Source organism: Veillonella parvula (assembly GCF_945949885.1).
Classification (GTDB): Bacteria; Bacillota; Negativicutes; order Veillonellales; family Veillonellaceae; genus Veillonella; species Veillonella parvula_B.
Genome location: NZ_CAMFFZ010000001.1, coordinates 1 through 17467 on the forward strand (window position 1 = coordinate 1; position 17467 = coordinate 17467).

At 36.3% G+C, this 17467-nt stretch carries 17 protein-coding genes; 2 read left to right on the plus strand and 15 right to left on the minus strand.

From position 1 onward, the window contains the following. Positions 1-105: 105 nt before the first annotated feature. Positions 106-621, plus strand: coding sequence for a thiol peroxidase (gene tpx / locus Q7O55_RS00005; RefSeq protein ID WP_303927476.1), 516 nt, complete (start codon positions 106-108; stop codon positions 619-621). 105 nt (positions 622-726) lie between these two features. After that, the gene (locus tag Q7O55_RS00010) at positions 727-1122 is read left to right on the plus strand and encodes a phosphate-starvation-inducible protein PsiE (RefSeq protein ID WP_008600892.1); all 396 of its coding nucleotides are present in this window, start codon (positions 727-729) and stop codon (positions 1120-1122) included. Positions 1123-1186: 64 nt separating this feature from the next. On the opposite strand, the gene Q7O55_RS00015 is transcribed toward Q7O55_RS00010, so the two are convergent. From Q7O55_RS00015 to mnmA, 15 genes are all read right to left on the minus strand, one after another. Beyond that, on the minus strand, positions 1187-3091 hold the full coding sequence (locus Q7O55_RS00015) for a glutamine synthetase (RefSeq protein ID WP_295814227.1): 1905 nt from the start codon (positions 3089-3091) through the stop codon (positions 1187-1189). A 236-nt stretch (positions 3092-3327) separates the two neighbouring features. Next, positions 3328-3771 carry a GatB/YqeY domain-containing protein gene (locus tag Q7O55_RS00020; protein ID WP_303927480.1) on the minus strand — a complete coding sequence of 148 codons (444 nt, stop codon included), beginning with the start codon at positions 3769-3771 and terminating at the stop codon, positions 3328-3330. 82 nt (positions 3772-3853) lie between these two features. Then, complete coding sequence (gene rpsU, locus Q7O55_RS00025; protein WP_004695751.1) at positions 3854-4033, minus strand: 30S ribosomal protein S21; 180 nt, start codon at positions 4031-4033, stop codon at positions 3854-3856. A 157-nt stretch (positions 4034-4190) separates the two neighbouring features. Continuing rightward, positions 4191-4535 carry a histidine triad nucleotide-binding protein gene (locus Q7O55_RS00030; protein ID WP_195394787.1) on the minus strand — a complete coding sequence of 115 codons (345 nt, stop codon included), beginning with the start codon at positions 4533-4535 and terminating at the stop codon, positions 4191-4193. A gap of 11 nt (positions 4536-4546) precedes the next feature. After that, a complete protein-coding gene (gene mtaB / locus Q7O55_RS00035) occupies positions 4547-5842 on the minus strand; it encodes a tRNA (N(6)-L-threonylcarbamoyladenosine(37)-C(2))-methylthiotransferase MtaB (protein ID WP_303927482.1) in 1296 nt (431 codons plus the stop codon). Between the two features lie 24 nt (positions 5843-5866). Beyond that, on the minus strand, positions 5867-6598 hold the full coding sequence (locus Q7O55_RS00040) for a 16S rRNA (uracil(1498)-N(3))-methyltransferase (protein ID WP_369691697.1): 732 nt from the start codon (positions 6596-6598) through the stop codon (positions 5867-5869). Continuing rightward, positions 6595-7458 (minus strand): 50S ribosomal protein L11 methyltransferase, encoded by an 864-nt coding sequence (locus tag Q7O55_RS00045; RefSeq protein WP_303927484.1) that lies wholly within the window; start codon positions 7456-7458, stop codon positions 6595-6597. Before Q7O55_RS00045 ends, Q7O55_RS00040 begins: the two co-directional genes overlap by 4 nt. A gap of 55 nt (positions 7459-7513) precedes the next feature. Next, positions 7514-8668, minus strand: a complete 1155-nt coding sequence (dnaJ, locus tag Q7O55_RS00050) for a molecular chaperone DnaJ (RefSeq protein ID WP_303927486.1) — start codon at positions 8666-8668, stop codon at positions 7514-7516. A 16-nt stretch (positions 8669-8684) separates the two neighbouring features. Continuing rightward, positions 8685-10526 carry a molecular chaperone DnaK gene (gene dnaK, locus Q7O55_RS00055; RefSeq protein WP_303927487.1) on the minus strand — a complete coding sequence of 614 codons (1842 nt, stop codon included), beginning with the start codon at positions 10524-10526 and terminating at the stop codon, positions 8685-8687. Positions 10527-10553: 27 nt separating this feature from the next. Next, positions 10554-11099 (minus strand): nucleotide exchange factor GrpE, encoded by a 546-nt coding sequence (gene grpE / locus Q7O55_RS00060; RefSeq protein WP_303927488.1) that lies wholly within the window; start codon positions 11097-11099, stop codon positions 10554-10556. Continuing rightward, positions 11099-12127, minus strand: coding sequence for a heat-inducible transcriptional repressor HrcA (gene hrcA, locus Q7O55_RS00065; RefSeq protein WP_303927490.1), 1029 nt, complete (start codon positions 12125-12127; stop codon positions 11099-11101). The genes grpE and hrcA overlap by 1 nt, the downstream gene beginning before the upstream one ends. A 396-nt stretch (positions 12128-12523) precedes the next feature. Continuing rightward, positions 12524-13126, minus strand: coding sequence for a nitrite/sulfite reductase (locus Q7O55_RS00070; protein ID WP_303927492.1), 603 nt, complete (start codon positions 13124-13126; stop codon positions 12524-12526). 81 nt (positions 13127-13207) lie between these two features. Then, on the minus strand, positions 13208-14392 hold the full coding sequence (hemW, locus tag Q7O55_RS00075; protein ID WP_303927494.1) for a radical SAM family heme chaperone HemW: 1185 nt from the start codon (positions 14390-14392) through the stop codon (positions 13208-13210). 4 nt (positions 14393-14396) lie between these two features. Continuing rightward, the gene (gene lepA, locus Q7O55_RS00080; protein ID WP_303927496.1) at positions 14397-16196 is read right to left on the minus strand and encodes a translation elongation factor 4; all 1800 of its coding nucleotides are present in this window, start codon (positions 16194-16196) and stop codon (positions 14397-14399) included. Between the two features lie 38 nt (positions 16197-16234). Then, positions 16235-17296, minus strand: a complete 1062-nt coding sequence (gene mnmA / locus Q7O55_RS00085) for a tRNA 2-thiouridine(34) synthase MnmA (protein WP_303927498.1) — start codon at positions 17294-17296, stop codon at positions 16235-16237. Positions 17297-17467 lie beyond the last annotated feature (171 nt).

Genomic DNA, 17467 nt, shown 5'->3' on the forward strand with positions numbered 1-17467 from the left:
GTTAATAGAATTGTAGATTTGGATACTGTTCAATTTCATATTGCAATTTAAGAAAGAAATTTTATCTTACATAATTAGAATTAAAACTCTTAGGAGGAATAAAACATGGAAAAACGTACTGGCGTAGTAACATTTGCAGGTGGCCCTATCACATTAGTTGGCCCAGAAATTAAAGTAGGTCAACAAGCTCCAGACTTCACTGTATTGAGTAATGACTTGCAAGCTAAAACTTTAAAAGACTTCGAAGGTAAAGTAAAAGTTATCTCCGTTGTTCCTTCCCTTGATACAGGTGTTTGTGATGCTCAAACTCGTTGGTTCAACCAAGATGCAACAGCTCTTTCCGAAGATGTAGTCGTATTGACAATTTCTATGGACTTACCATTCGCTCAAAAACGTTGGTGTGGTGCTGCGGGCGTAGATAAAGTTATTACTTTGTCTGACCACAAGAATGCTTCCTTCGGTGAAAACTACGGTTTCTTGATTGAAGAGCTTCGTCTTTTAACTCGTGGCGTTGTAGTAATCAACAAAGATAACAAAGTAACTTATGTTGAATATGTACCAGAAGTAACTCAAGCAGTTAACTTCGATGCTGCATTAGAAGCTATTAAGGCTGATATCTAATCTTAGGATTTTTGCTAATAGCTTAATATAAAGGTAAAAAGACCGTACGGTGTACGGTCTTTTTATATGTCCTATAGTAATTTTATTATTTTAATTGGAGTATGTATGTGGATTCGTATTTCTCAGCTTATATTAACCATTAAAAATATTGCACTTATTGGTGTTGGCATTGGTTTATGCATTGCTTTAATCAATAGTTTAGTAAACTTTGGTTTTATTGCATGGGCCAATATTCAAGGCTATAGTACTTATTCATTATTGATTGAAGAGATAATTACCTTCTTTCTCTACTTTGAATTTATTGCACTCATAATTAAGTACTTTAAGAATAACTTCCATTTTCCTCTCGATTTCTTCTTATATATTGGCATTACCGCCATTGTTCGTTTACTAATTATCGATCATGAATCAGCTTTGGACATGTTATTATGGTCTATTTCTATTCTAGTTCTAGTTTGTTGCCTAGTACTGGTAGAAAAATTTCTTAATAACAAATCGTAATAGCATAAAAGAGACTCTACACATCAGTAGAGTCTCTTTTATTTTAACACTATCGACTAGCATCTTAGAAAATATTTTTAGCGTAATTAGCGTACTTAGTTTCTAATTCTTCCATTTTATCATTCATTTCGATTTGTAATTGGGATGCTAAATCATATTCACCATCATTAAGTGCATCGATTAAACGAGTGAATAAGGATTTACGATCATCACTATCTTTAGCAAGGTAGAAACGTAAGTCATTAACTTCTGCAAAGCGTTTATCATCTACACTATTTCGGCTGTCAGTATGAATTGCAACCATGCTACGAACTGTATCCAAATTGTTTGGGATTAAACGGTTAGCTAATACTAGTTTCCAACGTTTAAGAATGGAGGCAATAAAGGAGTCCATTAAATCTTTAGCAAATGCATTGCCTTGAGCCAATGTTTCTACTAATTCAGGATTATTTTGGTAACCCTTTATATTTTCCCATACAGTAGCTGGAGCAACACCAAACATTTGATTACGTTCTTCTTGTGTGAAATCATCAAACACATCTTTTTCAGTACGGTATGCACGATTTGTAGCAAGATAATCAGATGTTTCACCTACTTCTTTGGAAAGTTCTGCTTCCAATTGAGCTTGTGTTTTACCAGATGTAATAGCATATTTCATACCATCAAATGCAGATATAAAGATTAATGCTAAAGCAGTATATGTATTAGTGTAAGGATTTGGAGAACGTAATTCATAACGTGTCGCCATAGGGTTATCGATATCGCGAATCAAACCGCAAAGGATTGTACGGTTACGGCTAGGTTCAGATGGATCAGTACCTAAAGATGTAACAATACATACTGGCGCTTCAAACCCAGGTTTTAAACGGTTTAAAGAATCTGTTGTAGAGCTGATAAATGGATTAATGGCTTCATAGTGTTTTAGAAGCCCCATAATCGCACCAATACCTAAAGAGCTGGCAGATTCTTTACGCATATCTTCTGGGCTAAATAAGTTAACAACTTTACCCGATTTTAATTTAGCCATAACACCAAAATGAGTATGTTCACCAGAACCAGCTACACCAATTATTGGTTTTGCATTAAATGTTACATCAAGACCATTTTCACGGAATACTTCACGAACAATGATACGAGCTTGTAATTCATTATCTGCTGTTTGTAATGGATTATTTGAGAATTTCCAGTCGATTTCTAATTGTTCTAATACAACTGCTTCATGACCATCTTCATCAAGTTTAGCTTTAACGCCACCTACTTCTTTATGCCCCATTTCAGCAACCATACCATATCTATCAAGACGTTCAACAGCTTGTTCTAATGCAGTACGAACTGTACCATGAGTACGTTGCCAGTATTGTTCCTGTAATTTTTGAGATACGGATAATTCTTTTTTGGTAACTGTTCTAGATGGAGTTTTTACCCAGAATTCTAGTTCTGTTGCAGATGTGAAAATGATATCTACAACTTCATCAGCTTTCACATGCGGCATACCAGATAAGCCATGTTCTTTAATCAAAGCTAATAATTCAGCACGAACATAGTCGCAGCTGCGTTTTAAAATAGAACGAGAATCTACATAGCGGTAATTATGCATCAAGAATGCAGGAATACGAAGTGTACCAGTTGGTAATCCTGTAACAGGATCGATATTTTCGTAGTTGTAATCAACAAACCAGTTTACACTTGGATCGCCCCACATATCTACACGAGCATTATTTAATGTAGCAATATTTGTAAGCACTACAGAGGAACCATCTGTTTGAACAGCACGACCTTCAAAGAAAGATTCGTAGTCATCGAAGAATGCTGACATAGGAATTTTTTCATCAGTATCATTACCTGCTAAGTCAATACCTACAAGAGATACGAACTTGATTTCAGGATGTTGTTCTAATAATGCAAGAACGCCTTCCTTCCCATATTGACCTGCTGGAATGTAATATAATAATTCGTTAGTTGTCGACATATTTTTTCCTCCTAAAAGAAAAAGACTCCAACAAATAAATATATAAATCTATATATCTAAAGTGGAGTCTTCGTTGACCAATTATTTTATTGAGTTCATATTATCATATGTTGAAAATATATGTCAATAACTTTCTATAGAATTTCATTATTCTCTAAAAGTTACCTCTAACACACCTATTACTATAAACTATAATCAATTAGTATATATAGAATAGTCGTTGATATCAATTTATATTATCCAAGTAATTCTTTAACAATGTTATTGACAATCTTACCATCTGCACGCCCTTTTGTTTTTGGCATTACATGTTTCATAACATTACCCATATTTACGTTATCACCACATACAGCAATGGCTTCTTGTACAATTATACGAATTTCATCTTCTTTCAATTGCTCTGGTAAGTATTTTTGTAATACAGCCATTTCTTCTTTTACATGACTAATTAAATCCTCACGGCCCGCTTTTTCAAATTCTGTTAAAGAATCTTGACGAGTTTTCATTTCCTTAGCTAAAATACCAAGAATGCCAGCATCATCTAACTCAATTTTGTCATTAATTTCTGTATTTTTTATGGCACTATTGACCATACGAATTACAGATAACGCTATTTTACCTTCTTCACGAGCTTTCATGGCTGCTTTCATATCTTCCTTTAATTGATCTTTTAAACTCATAATTCCTCCTTGTTTATATAATAAAGAAACCCTAATTCTGGATTTCATGAAGCCATGAAAAGGCAGAATTAGGGTAATCATCTTATGCTCTGAATTTGCGTTTTCTTGCTGCTTCAGATTTTTTCTTTCTTTTTACGCTTGGTTTTTCATAGTGTTCGCGTTTTCTTACTTCAGACAAAACACCCGCTTTTTGGCAGGAGCGTTTGAATCGACGAAGAGCACTTTCAAGCGTTTCGTTTTTACCGACTTTGATTTCAGACATCTATATCCCTCCCTCCAAAAATAATCTCGGGAAGTGCTGATAATTTACATACGCACATATAATATTATATGTATAGGTATAGATATTGTCAATATTTTCAAGTATATTTTATAGGCTTTTTAATGAGTATTATAAAAAGAATACATAATACTCAAAATTAAGCTTCTGGCCAGCCCATTTCTTCTCCACCTAAAAGGTGTGCATGCATATGGAATACAGTTTGGCCTGCTTTTTCACCAGTATTAAAAATCAAACGATAACCATCTTTAGAAATGCCAAGCTCTTTTGCTACATCACGAACAAATGGCAGTAACCCTTCAACATAATCTGCATTCTTTTCATTAAGATGTGCAATATTAGACACATGATTTTTAGGCACGATTAATACATGAACTTTTTTTACAGGTTGAATATCATGAAAAGCATAGAATTTATCATTTTCTAACACTTTTTTAGACGGAATTTCACCATTAATAATTTTGCAAAAAATGCAGTCACTCATAATCTGACTCCTTACTCAATAATTAAATAATTATCTTCTAAATCTACAACAGTTCCACCAACGAGATCACCAATTTTACGTGTCCCATCAGACTTAACTTTACCATTTACATACTCATTTGTTAAGCCCATGTAGTAACCATTCTCTTCTTTTTCGATGAGAATCTCACCAGGCTTACCAATGCGAGATTTTGCGTACATTTCATAACCAGATTGGCTAAGGCCATTTAAAAGTGCTACACGAGTCTTCTTCACTGCTTCTGGTATTTGATCAGGCATAGTTGCTGCAGGTGTACCTTCACGAATGGAATATGGGAACGCATGGATATGAGTAAATCCTATTTCACGAACAGTGTTTAACGTTTCCTCAAAGTCTTCATCGGTCTCTTGTGGAAAACCAGCAATAATGTCAGTCGTAATAGATAAGTCTTTAATACGAGAACGCAATTTTGCAATGAGATCCTTATACTCTTGTAAAGTATAGTGACGTCTCATCAACTTTAATACGTGATCAGAACCGGCTTGTAATGGCAAATGAAGATTTGGACATACTCGTTTATCTGTAGCCATTAATTCCACAAGTTCATCGGAAACCTCAACAGATTCAATGGAGCCAAAACGGATACGATACAACTCAGGAATTTCTAGTAATGCTTTTACCACATCAGCCAAGGTAGGACGACCTGGTAGTTCTACACCGTAGTTCCCTAAGTGAATACCGGTTAATACGATCTCATGGAAGCCATGGCCAACTAAACGTTTTGCCTCTTCCACAATATCTTCTATTTTACGAGATTTTAATTTACCTCGAGTGTATGGGATGATACAGAAAGAGCAATAGTTATTACAACCTTCTTGAATTTTCATGAAAGCACGAGCCTTATCAGATTCATTACCAAATAATGGCATTTCCTCAAAGTTAGACTCTTTCATAATATCTCGTACAGCATTGATTTGTCGTTCTGTAGACTCTAACTGTTCTACTAGCTCAACGATTTTAGAACGATTATTGGTACCGATAACGAGATTAACACCATCGATAGCGGCAATCGCATCCGGATCAAGCTGAGCATAACAACCAGTTACAATAACATAAGCGTCTTCATTTTGACGCTTCGCCTTGCGAATTAATTGACGGGATTTCTTTTCCCCCATATTCGTTACAGAACATGTATTAATTACATATATATCAGCTTTTTCATCGAAGTCTACCGCTTCGTAATTATTTTGTAAAAATAAACCTTTCATAGCATCCGTATCATATTGATTTACACGGCACCCCAAGGTTGTAAAAGCAACGGTTTTCATTGCACCTCTCTATTCTTGTTTAATTTATAGTTCTAATTCATATTGAATCATTGCTAATGATCCAATGGCAGCAGTTTCAGCTCGCAAAATTGTATTACCAAGCGATACCGATTTTCCACCACTATCTATAATAGCATTGATTTCCTTCTCTTGATAGCCCCCTTCAGGACCTATACAAATTAAAATATCAGTTATTGACTCATCGGAATGTACCGTTTTAAGTATATCTTTAATTGTATGCCCATCTTCATTTTCATAAGCTACCAATTTTAGAGCTTCAGATTCAATGTCTAATACTTGTATAAGGGTCTCACCTACTACGAGTGTAGGCAAATGATTTCTTCCGCATTGTTGAGCTGCTTCTAGCATAATTTTTTCCCAACGATTTACTTTTGATTGAAGCTTTTTTTCATCATATTTAGCTACACAGTTAGCTGTGGGCACAAGATAAATTGTATCCACATTTAACTCTGTTGCTTTTTGTAAAACCCATTCTAACTTTTCACCTTTTAAGATGGATTGTACAAGAATCATTCTGTATGATGCTGCTGCCCCCTCAATATATTCAATAAGTTTCGCTTGCGCTTTTCCAGCCATCTCTTCAATAATCTGATACATGCCACAACGATTATCACTGCCTGTAACTGTTATAGGTTTCTCAATATTATGACGAAATACATGTAACACATGATGTGTCACATCTTTTGGTAATTCTATTATTTCATCTAATGGTGTAGGAATAAAAATCTTTTTCATCGTTTTTTTAGCGCAAATGTATGCCAAGGCCCTGCAATGCGCTCCTCAAGAATATGCCAATTAGCCTCAATATATGGCATAATTTCATCATGACGGTCATCAATAATGCCACTGATAATCAAAATGCCCTTATCATCTAGTTTCTTACCAATTTGAGGTAATAGTATTTTAAGCGGATCTACTGTTAGATTAGCTAAAATTAATTGGGCAGTACCATTGAAATCACTATCCAAATTACCACAAATAATTTCAGTAGATACATGATTATTCTCACAGTTAATTCGAGCCTGATTTGCAGCATACTCCTCTATGTCAATACCTACAAGTTTTTTAATACCTAAGTGAGATGCTACTAATAAAAGTATACCTGTTCCCGTACCAATATCTAAACAAGTTACCTTATCAAGGTCCATAGGCGCACTATAAATTTTTAAAAGTTCAGCACAAGTTCTTGTCGTTTCATGAGCACCAGTTCCAAAGGAAATATCTGAATCGATTTCAATAATATTCTTATTATCTACATTATCGTAATCTTGCCAAGCAGGTTTAATGACTAAGTTAGGTAAAATTTCTGTAGGTTCAATATATTGTTGCCAAGAGTTTAACCAAGTTGACTCATCAAGAATATCTGTATCTATTGATATAACCTTAATATTATCCTCTGTAAGACGTTTTTCTAAATCCGCCTTAATCATATCCATATCGAATGATGAATCAGCGTACATAGTTAATTTTATTAAATTAGGCTGATTTTCAACATCTTCTTCTATAATTCCATTGTCTGTATAATCGTCAAAAAGAGTAGTCACCTCATCGGTGGCTACTCTTTCACAGACAACGGATATTTCTATCCATTGCATATATGCTCCTTTATAGGGAATGTGATGGAACAAACCATTCCTTCACATGAGCTGTTCATTTTATTAAACAGTCCTTGATTTTTTCAAAGAGACTTTTACTCACTTGTAAGTTATTAACGTCTTCATTACTTTCATTTGCAAAGCGTAGCAATAGCTCACGTTGAGTATCTGTCAACTTCTTAGGCGTTTGGACAGTTACCACAATATGTTGGTCCCCTCGTTGATTAGGGTTACGCAAATATGGAATACCTTTGCCCTTTACGCGGAATGCCGTTCCCGTTTGAGTACCTTCCGGAATCTTTAGCTCTACTTTACCATCTAAGGTGTTAACTTGTATAGTCGCACCAAGAGCAGCTTGAGCAAAGCTAATATTTACACGGCTAATAACGTCATTACCATTTCGTTCAAATTCCTTATGCGGACGAACAAAGATATATACATAAAGGTCCCCTTTAGGGCCGCCTAAAATACCAGGTTCCCCTTCATTAGCTACACGTAAGCGAGATCCGCTATCTACACCAGCTGGAATCTTAATGGAAATCTTCCGTTTAGCCAACATTTCGCCAGTACCACGGCACTTAGAGCAAGGTTTTTCAATGCTTTTACCCGTACCATGACAGCGAGAACAAGTGCGAACGGACTGCATACGTCCAAATGGAGTATTTTGAATAACCGTTTCTTGACCAGAACCATGACAGTTTGGACAAGTATCGACACGAGAGCCTGGTTCACCACCAGTACCATGACAGTGATCACATTCTTCATGACGATGCACTTCAATTTCCATAGATTTACCAAAGGCTGCATCTTCAAAGGAAATATCGATATCTTCACGCAAGTCATTACCTTTTTGAGGGCCTTGTTGGCGTCCACCACCAAACATGCCACCAAAAATGTCGCCAAAGATATCACCAAAGCCTCCAGCTTGACCGCCGAAACCGCCGAAGCCACCTTGGAAACCACCGGCACCAGCGCCGCCTCCTTGTTTGAAAGCGTCGTGGCCGAATTGGTCATATTGAGCTTTTTTAGTTTCATCAGACAAGACTTCGTAAGCTTCGTTAGCTTCTTTAAACTTTGCTTCAGCTTCCTTTGGATTGTCTTTATTTACATCTGGGTGGTATTGGCGTGCCTTTTTACGGAAGGCTTTTTTGATTTCATCTTGAGAGGCATTTTTACTAACCCCTAGGATGTCATAATAATCACGTGCCATTCGTTACCAACCCTTCTTATTTCTTGTCGTCATCCACTACTGTGTAATCAGCATCAACTACATTGTCATCAGATTTTGTTTGTTGTTGACCTTGATCTGTAGCACCAGCTGCTTGTTGAGCTTGTTGAGCTGCTGCATACATTTGTTCTGCTAATTTATGTAATGGTTGTTCCAAAGCTTCACTATCTTTTTTGATGTCTTCGATATTGCTAGCTTCGATAGATTTTTTCAATTTATCTTTCGCTTCTTCTACTTCTTTCATCAAAGCAGCATCGCCTTTACCTTCAAGGTCTTTCAATGCTTTCTCAGCTTGATATACTAAGGAATCAGCATTGTTTTTAACATCTAATTCTTCTTTTCTAGCTTTATCTTCTGCTGCATGAGCTTCAGCTTCTTTAACCATGCGGTCAATTTCTTCTTCTTTCAAACCGCTAGAAGAAGTAATGGTAATTTTTTGTTCTTTTTGAGTACCCAAATCTTTAGCTTTTACATGTACGATACCATTAGCATCAATGTCGAATGTTACTTCGATTTGAGGAACCCCACGAGGAGCAGCTGGGATACCATCCAAGTTGAAACGACCCAATGTTTTATTATCTGCTGCGAACTCACGTTCACCTTGTAATACATGGATATCTACAGATGGTTGGTTATCTGCTGCAGTAGAGAATACTTGAGATTTAGATGTAGGGATTGTAGTGTTACGATCAATAATACGTGTGAATACGCCACCCATTGTTTCGATACCAAGGGACAATGGCGTTACGTCAAGTAACAATACATCTTTAACTTCACCTACTAATACGCCACCTTGAATAGCAGCACCAATAGCTACACATTCATCAGGGTTAACGTTTTTAGTTGGTTCTTTACCCAATACTTTTTTGATAGCTTCTTGTACAGCTGGAATACGGCTAGAACCACCAACTAACAATACTTTATCGATATCGGATGCAGATAAACCAGCATCGCTCATAGCTTTACGAGTAGGTTCAATAGTCGCTTGTATTAAGTCAGCAGTTAATTCTTCAAATTTAGCACGAGTTAATGTTACATCCAAGTGTTTAGGGCCTGTAGCATCAGCTGTAATAAATGGTAAGTTGATATTTGTACTAGCTACACCAGACAACTCAATTTTTGCTTTTTCAGCAGCTTCTTTTAAACGTTGATCAGCTAATTTATCATTGGATAAATCGATACCTGTTTCCTTTTTGAACTCTTCAATAAGGTAGTTCATAATGCGTTGGTCGAAGTCATCGCCACCAAGATGGTTATTACCAGATGTAGCCAATACTTCAAATACACCATCCCCCAGTTCAAGGATAGATACGTCGAATGTACCACCACCAAGGTCAAATACAAGAACTTTACCATCTTCATCTTTATCTACACCATATGCAAGAGCAGCTGCTGTAGGTTCGTTGATAATACGAAGTACTTCAAGACCTGCAATAGCACCAGCATCTTTTGTAGCTTGACGTTGAGCATCTGTAAAGTATGCTGGAACAGTAATAACAGCTTGTTTTACAGGTTCACCCAAGTAAGCTTCTGCGTCAGCTTTGATTTTTTGAAGAATCATTGCAGAAATTTCTTGAGGAGTATAAGATTTACCTTCTACAGTTACTTTGTAGTCTGTACCCATGTGACGTTTAATAGAAATGATTGTGTTTTCTGGATTAGATACGGCTTGACGTTTAGCCAATTGACCAACTAAACGTTCACCATTTTTTGCAAACCCAACAACGGAAGGAGTTGTACGTGCACCTTCTTGATTTGTAATAACCGTAGGTTCGCCGCCTTCCATAACAGCAACACAAGAATTTGTTGTACCTAAATCAATACCAATTACCTTTGCCATAATATATACCTCCTAAAACTTTATAATCTATTCAACAACTTTTACCATTGCTGGACGTATACAACGACCATCAACAGTATAGCCAGTTTGCAATACTTCACACACCGTATCGGATTCATATTCATCTGACGGTACACGCATAATCGCTTGATGGAAATTTGGATCAAATGGTTGACCCACAGCTTCAATAATCGCTAAACCATGTTTAGATAACATAGCCATCAAATTTTGATGAATCATAATGAATCCATCGAGGAATACTTTTGCTTCTCCTTCTGCAGGACTTTGAACAGCTCGTTCAAAGTTATCCAATACAGGAAGAAGGTCTGTTAATACATCCCCTTTTACATATCCTGCAAGTTGCTCTTTTTCCTGGTTAGTACGACGTTTGAAGTTTTCAAAGTCCGCTTGTAACCGTTTATAGCGATTATCAAAATCGGCTTTAAGCTCTTCTAACACTTGAGCAGCATCAGCCACAGCTTCTTCAGTTTTTTCAACAGTTGGTTCCTCTACATTTGTAGTATTCTCTGTTTCCTCCACTGTTTCTTGTTTAATGTCTTGTTCTTCAGCCATTACATGCCCTTTCTGTTTTGTTCTTTTACCATAGTTTCCATTATATGTTTCATATGGGACAACATGCCGATGATACGTCCGTATTCCATCCGCGTTGGACCAAGAATAGCAAGAGTTCCGATAGGCTGATCTTGATTCGTAAAATCAGCTTGTACCACACTCATTGAATGTAGTGCTTCAGTTTCGTTCTCAATACCAATCTTGACCTTAACAGGTGTTGGAGAATCATCTTTTAATAACTGTCCTAATTGATTTTGCTCTTCCACTAAGGAAAGCAAGGGTTGTACCTTCTCAACAGACTTAAACTCTGGTTGATTTAACAACTCTGTGGTACCTACCGAATAGAACAACTTACGTTTATTAATAGCTCGTAATAATGTCTCCGAAAGGATTAATAAAATCCCCTGCGGTCCTTTCATATGGACCAATATAGCTCCTAAAGCCTCAGCCGTTACATGACCAATACTTACATTCTGTAGTGCATTGCTAAATTGTATGGCTAGACTCTGTAAAAGCTCTGGTGAAACACCTTCACCAAAGTACATCAACTCATTATCAAGTGCCCCTGTTTCAGTGATAACAACCATAATGGCTTGATGACTATCTAGCGGTAATACATGAATATATTTGATTAATGCTCTATCATGGGCTGGTGCCAAGAATAAACTCATGCTATGGCTTACCTGTGAAAGTAGTTTAGCCATATTTAGAAAGAGTTCACTCGTTGATCCATTGGAATGTTTCCATAACATTTCAATTTTTTCAGCATCCTGTAATGGAACAGGTTGTCGACTCAGCATAGAATCAACATATAAGCGATAGCCCTTAGCTGAAGGAATACGTCCAGCCGATGTATGAGGTTGCTCTAAATAGCCTAATTCCTCTAAATCTGACATTTCGTTCCGTACCGTAGCAGGACTGATACCAAGATCATAATTCTTAGCAATCGTTCGAGAGCCTACAGGTTCTGCGGATTTAACGTAGTCTTCAATTATGGCTCGCAAGATGCGCTGTTTTCTTTCATCCATAATGACACCTCTTGTTAGCACTCATAAACTTTGAGTGCTAATCGCATGTATAATATTATCATATTCAAAAAAAATGTCAAGCAGAAAAATCATTAAAAAGCCAAATAAAATCTATTTAGTCAAAAAGACAATTTTATATTTTTAATTAATTAGTCAAAAAATCAAACCAGAATAATGAGAAAACACTTATACTATCTACATTTATGTCATATCCCCAAATTTAAACATTGGAATATGTTGATCTAATAAAATTTCTATTATTAAAACCTGAAATAGTATAAGTGTTTATATATATTATAATTTTGTTATTATGAAACTCTCAGTAAAAATACTTTTTGATTGTAAAAATGTATAGCCTAAGGACCATAAAGTAATTAGTACTAAAAATATTACAATTTATAGTTCTACACCTTCAAGTGGATTTCCAAGTCTTTCTAACAATTGTCCCATACGTTCACGAGGTTCGCCATGTTCAGCATACCAATCAATCAAAATATCTACAGCTTTTTTAGATTGCTCAATAGTTAGTTTTCTTGCTAAAATTTTTCCTGCTTCTGGTTTCATACCTGTATTACCGCCAACAGCCAACATAAAACCTTGAGATGTACCAATAAAAGCAATATCTTTCACCATCGCATCAGGGCAGTTACGTCCACATCCACTGATGCCAATCTTGCACTTATGAGATGTTTTTCGGCCGTAGTGTTTTCTCTCTACATAATCAGCTAATTCTTTAGTTTCCATTTGTCCATTTTTACAATGGCCTTTACCTACACAGGCAATTAAGGAATTAACACCTCTATGAATAACAGTTGTCACGCCATCAGGCAATTCAGAAATTAGCTGTTCCTTATCATCTTTTTCAATACCTGTAATTTGTATACCTGTTACAACATGACGAAAGGATCCGCCATATTTTTCAGCAAGTTCTATGCATGCTTTCATTTGATCTAAAGTAAATTCATTATGTAAACCGTGTAATATTACAGATGTCTTCATCGTTCCTCCTCAAATCTAGCATGCTTATTCATCATCATCCTATTTATACTAACATATTAGATTTTGAGAAACTGTGAGAAATTACTCACGAATAAATTGACTAAACACATAGTTTCCATGCTTGGCACCTTCAGCGGTTAAATGATAACTTCCATTTTGATACTCTAATAGACCTTTACTAACTAAATCCTCTAAAGTAGTACCAAATAAATTATGGACAGATACGCCAAATTTATCTTCAAATTTTCGCTCATCAAGGCCCCATTTAGTGCGAAGAGCTAAAAAGCAAAAATCCTCTTGAGTTCGCTCTAAAGTAATCGTCTCCGTATCGATAGTAGGCATTACATATCGATCAACTGATTGTATATAAGGCATTACATTACGATTATTACTACGGCGTACTCCGTCATAGAAGGAATGAGCACCAGCACCAAAGCCTAAATAATCTACATAGTGCCAATATTTTAAATTATGACGGCTATAGGAATTAGTCTTGGCGAAATTTGAAATCTCATATCGTTCAAAGCCTAAATCTTTTAATCCGTCCATCATCATGTCATACATGGATTCATCAATGGTTTCACTAGGAATAGAAATAAGGTTCTTTTGTACTAAATGATATAGATACGTTCCTACCTCAACTTGAAGTCCATACGTTGAAATATGATTAATCGGTAAGTCTTTTACAATATCTAAATTATATTGAATATCCTCTAATGTTTGTCGTGGCAAACCATAAATCAAATCAATATTGATATCAGTAAAGCCCGCCTCTTTAGCATCATAAACAGCTTGTTTTGCCTGTTCCTCGTTGTGACTGCGATGAATCATGGTAAGCGCCTTATCGTCAAATGTTTGAACACCAAAGCTAATACGATTGAAACCAAGTTTAACTAGTTTCGTTAAATAATGTAAATTTACTTCCCCAGGATTCGATTCAATAGTCATATGACAATCATCAGTAATTGTAAAAGTATTTTTGATTTTATCAAGAATCATTTGTAGTTGTTGAATCGATAATTCTGTAGGGGTACCTCCACCAAAATAAATTGTATCAATAGCTTTAGATGTAGACTCTGGATGTTCAGAGACCCATAAATCGACTTCTTGAACTAAAGCATATACATAGGTTTCGTAATAGTCTTGTAAATTCTGATAGGCCGAAAAATCACAGTACATACATTTCTGTTTACAAAAAGGGATATGGACATACAAGCCCATATCCCCAAGTGTAGACAGACTCAAAATATTAGAATCTGCTTTCATTATATTAGTCCTCAACCTTGAGAATCGCCATGAATGCTTCTTGTGGAATCTCTACAGAACCGACAGATTTCATGCGTTTCTTACCGGCTTTTTGTTTTTCTAGTAATTTACGCTTACGAGAAATATCACCACCGTAACATTTTGCCAAAACGTCCTTACGCCAAGCTTTTACGGTTTCACGAGCCACAATTTTTGTACCTACCGCAGCTTGAATAGGAATTTCAAACATTTGACGAGGAATGAGTTCTTTTAATTTTTCTGTCAATGCACGACCACGTGTAGCGGCGCGGTCTTTATGTACGATAATGGACAATGCATCCACAGGATCACCATTTAATAGAATATCCATCTTAACCATTGGAGATTGTTTATAACCAATTAATTCATAGTCAAGAGATGCATAACCCTTTGTAGCGGATTTTAATTTATCAAAGTAATCATAAATGATTTCACTCAATGGTAAATGATAAACGACAGATACGCGTGTTTCATCTAAGTATTCCATAGATTGGTATTCACCGCGTTTATCCTGAGATAACTCCATGATAGTACCAACGAAATCTTTAGGTACGATTGTAGATGCCTTTACATAAGGCTCTTCAATGTAATCAATTTCTGTTGGAGGGGGCAATTTAGCAGGATTATCGACTTCAAGCATTTCTCCATTTGTTTTATACACTTTGTAATTTACAGATGGAGCGGTCGTAATAAGCGTCAAGTTATATTCTCGTTCTAAACGTTCTTGAATTACGTCCATGTGCAAAAGACCGAGGAAACCACAACGAAAACCAAAGCCCAATGCCAATGATGTTTCTGCTTCATATTCTAAGGCAGCATCATTTAGCTGTAACTTTTCTAATGCATCCCGAAGGTTTTCGTAATCTTTAGACTCTGTTGGGTAAAGGCCACAGTACACCATGGATACGGCCTTACGATAACCAGGCAAAGGTTCTGATGCAGGATTATTAGCTAATGTTACAGTATCGCCTACGTGGCAATCTTTTACATTTTTGATACTAGCTGCAATGCAACCTACTGATCCACATGGTAATTCTTGTACAGGTACAAGATTAGGTGTAAAGATACCAAGTTCTGTAACATCAAAGTCCTTTTTATCATGCATCATGCGAATAGTATCTTTTGCTTTTATGGACCCTTCTTTTACGCGGACATAGGCAATAGCACCTTTGTACGCATCAAAACGGCTATCAAAAATTAAAGCTCTTGTTGGCTCATCAGATTTATCTGGTGGTGCAGGAACTTTATTTACAATGGCTTCTAAAATATCCGGGATACCTATACCTGATTTAGCAGAACATAGTACAGCATCAGATGCATCTAAACCAATAATATCTTCAATTTCTTGTTTAACGCGATCAGAGTCTGCTGACGGCAAATCAATCTTGTTAATAACAGGAATGATTTCAAGATCATGTTCTAAAGCTAGATACACATTTGCCAACGTTTGCGCTTCCACACCTTGAGCAGCATCAACAACAAGTAATGCCCCTTCACAAGCTGCAAGAGAACGAGATACTTCATAACTGAAATCGACATGGCCTGGAGTATCGATGAGATTCAAGATATATTCTTCACCATCTTGCGCTTTATACAAAATGCGAACAGATTGCGCTTTAATAGTAATACCGCGTTCACGTTCGAGGTCCATGGAATCCAAAACTTGAGCCTCCATTTCACGTTTTTGTAATGTACCAGTATATTCAATTAATCTATCAGCGATGGTAGATTTACCATGGTCGATATGGGCTATAATACAGAAGTTTCGAATTTTTTTCGTTGACATACTATGTAAACAAGTTCAAAGAACTTGCATTCTCCTTTCTAATATACGCGATCGATAACAGCACCTCCCAATAATTGAGTGCCATTATAAAAGGCTACGGACTGACCAGGGGTAATCGCCCGTTGTGGTTCTTCAAAGATAACCTCCATCGTATCGTCATCTAAAATACGTGCTGTACAAGGAGAAGGATTGGCTGCATAGCGAATCTTACCTTGTGCCTTCAATTCTTTGTGAATGGTATCATCTAAGAAGTTATAGAACTTACAAATCATTCGATTTGTAAAGAGTCGTTCGTTAGGACCTACGATGACCTCGTTACGGTCACCATTAAAACCAATAACATATAATGGGTACTTATACGCAATACCAAGTCCCTTACGTTGACCAATAGTGTAATTAAATAAGCCATTGTGCTTACCTAACACTTCACCATCTTCGGTAACGATATTACCAGACTCTGGCTTTCCCTTCATTTCTTCTGCCACCAGCTTTTGATAGTTTCCATGAGGCAAGAAACAAATATCTACACTATCTGGTTTCTTAGCTACTGGTAAATCATATTCAACAGCTAATTTACGTGTTTCAGTCTTACATTGACCACCTAATGGGAACATAAGATGACTCAAAATACGTTGGTTCATATTGTACATAACATAACTTTGATCTTTTGTTGGATCAACACCTTTATGTAACTCATATAGACCTGTTTTTTCATTATAATTTACTTGTGCATAATGACCGGTTACCATATGTGTGGCCCCTAATTCGAGAGAACGATTAAGCATCAAGTCAAACTTGATGTTCTTGTTACAAAATACACAAGGATTTGGCGTACGACCATAGGCATATTCTTTTACAAAGTAATCTACTACATTTTCGTAGAATACATCACGAGCATCGATTACATGATGCTCGATACCAAGAAAATCACACATTTTCTTAGCATCTATTACGGCAAGAGGCACCTCATCATAGGGCGTGCCACTCACCCATAACCATAGAGTAATACCAAATACTTTATAGCCTTGTTTTAATAGCATTGCAGCAGTTAGAGAACTGTCTACGCCGCCACTCATAGCTACAGCGATAACTTTTTCCATACTTTCTCCTTTTAATGATCGCTTGATCATAAAACTAATCAGGGTGAAAGCCTGACGTGTAAACCACTAGTTCGGTGTAAAAGTCCGAGTAGTATTGCTATAAAATTATAGCAACTTATATTATAGCCTAGAACTAGGTACATTGAAAAGATTTGAAATAAAAAGAATCCC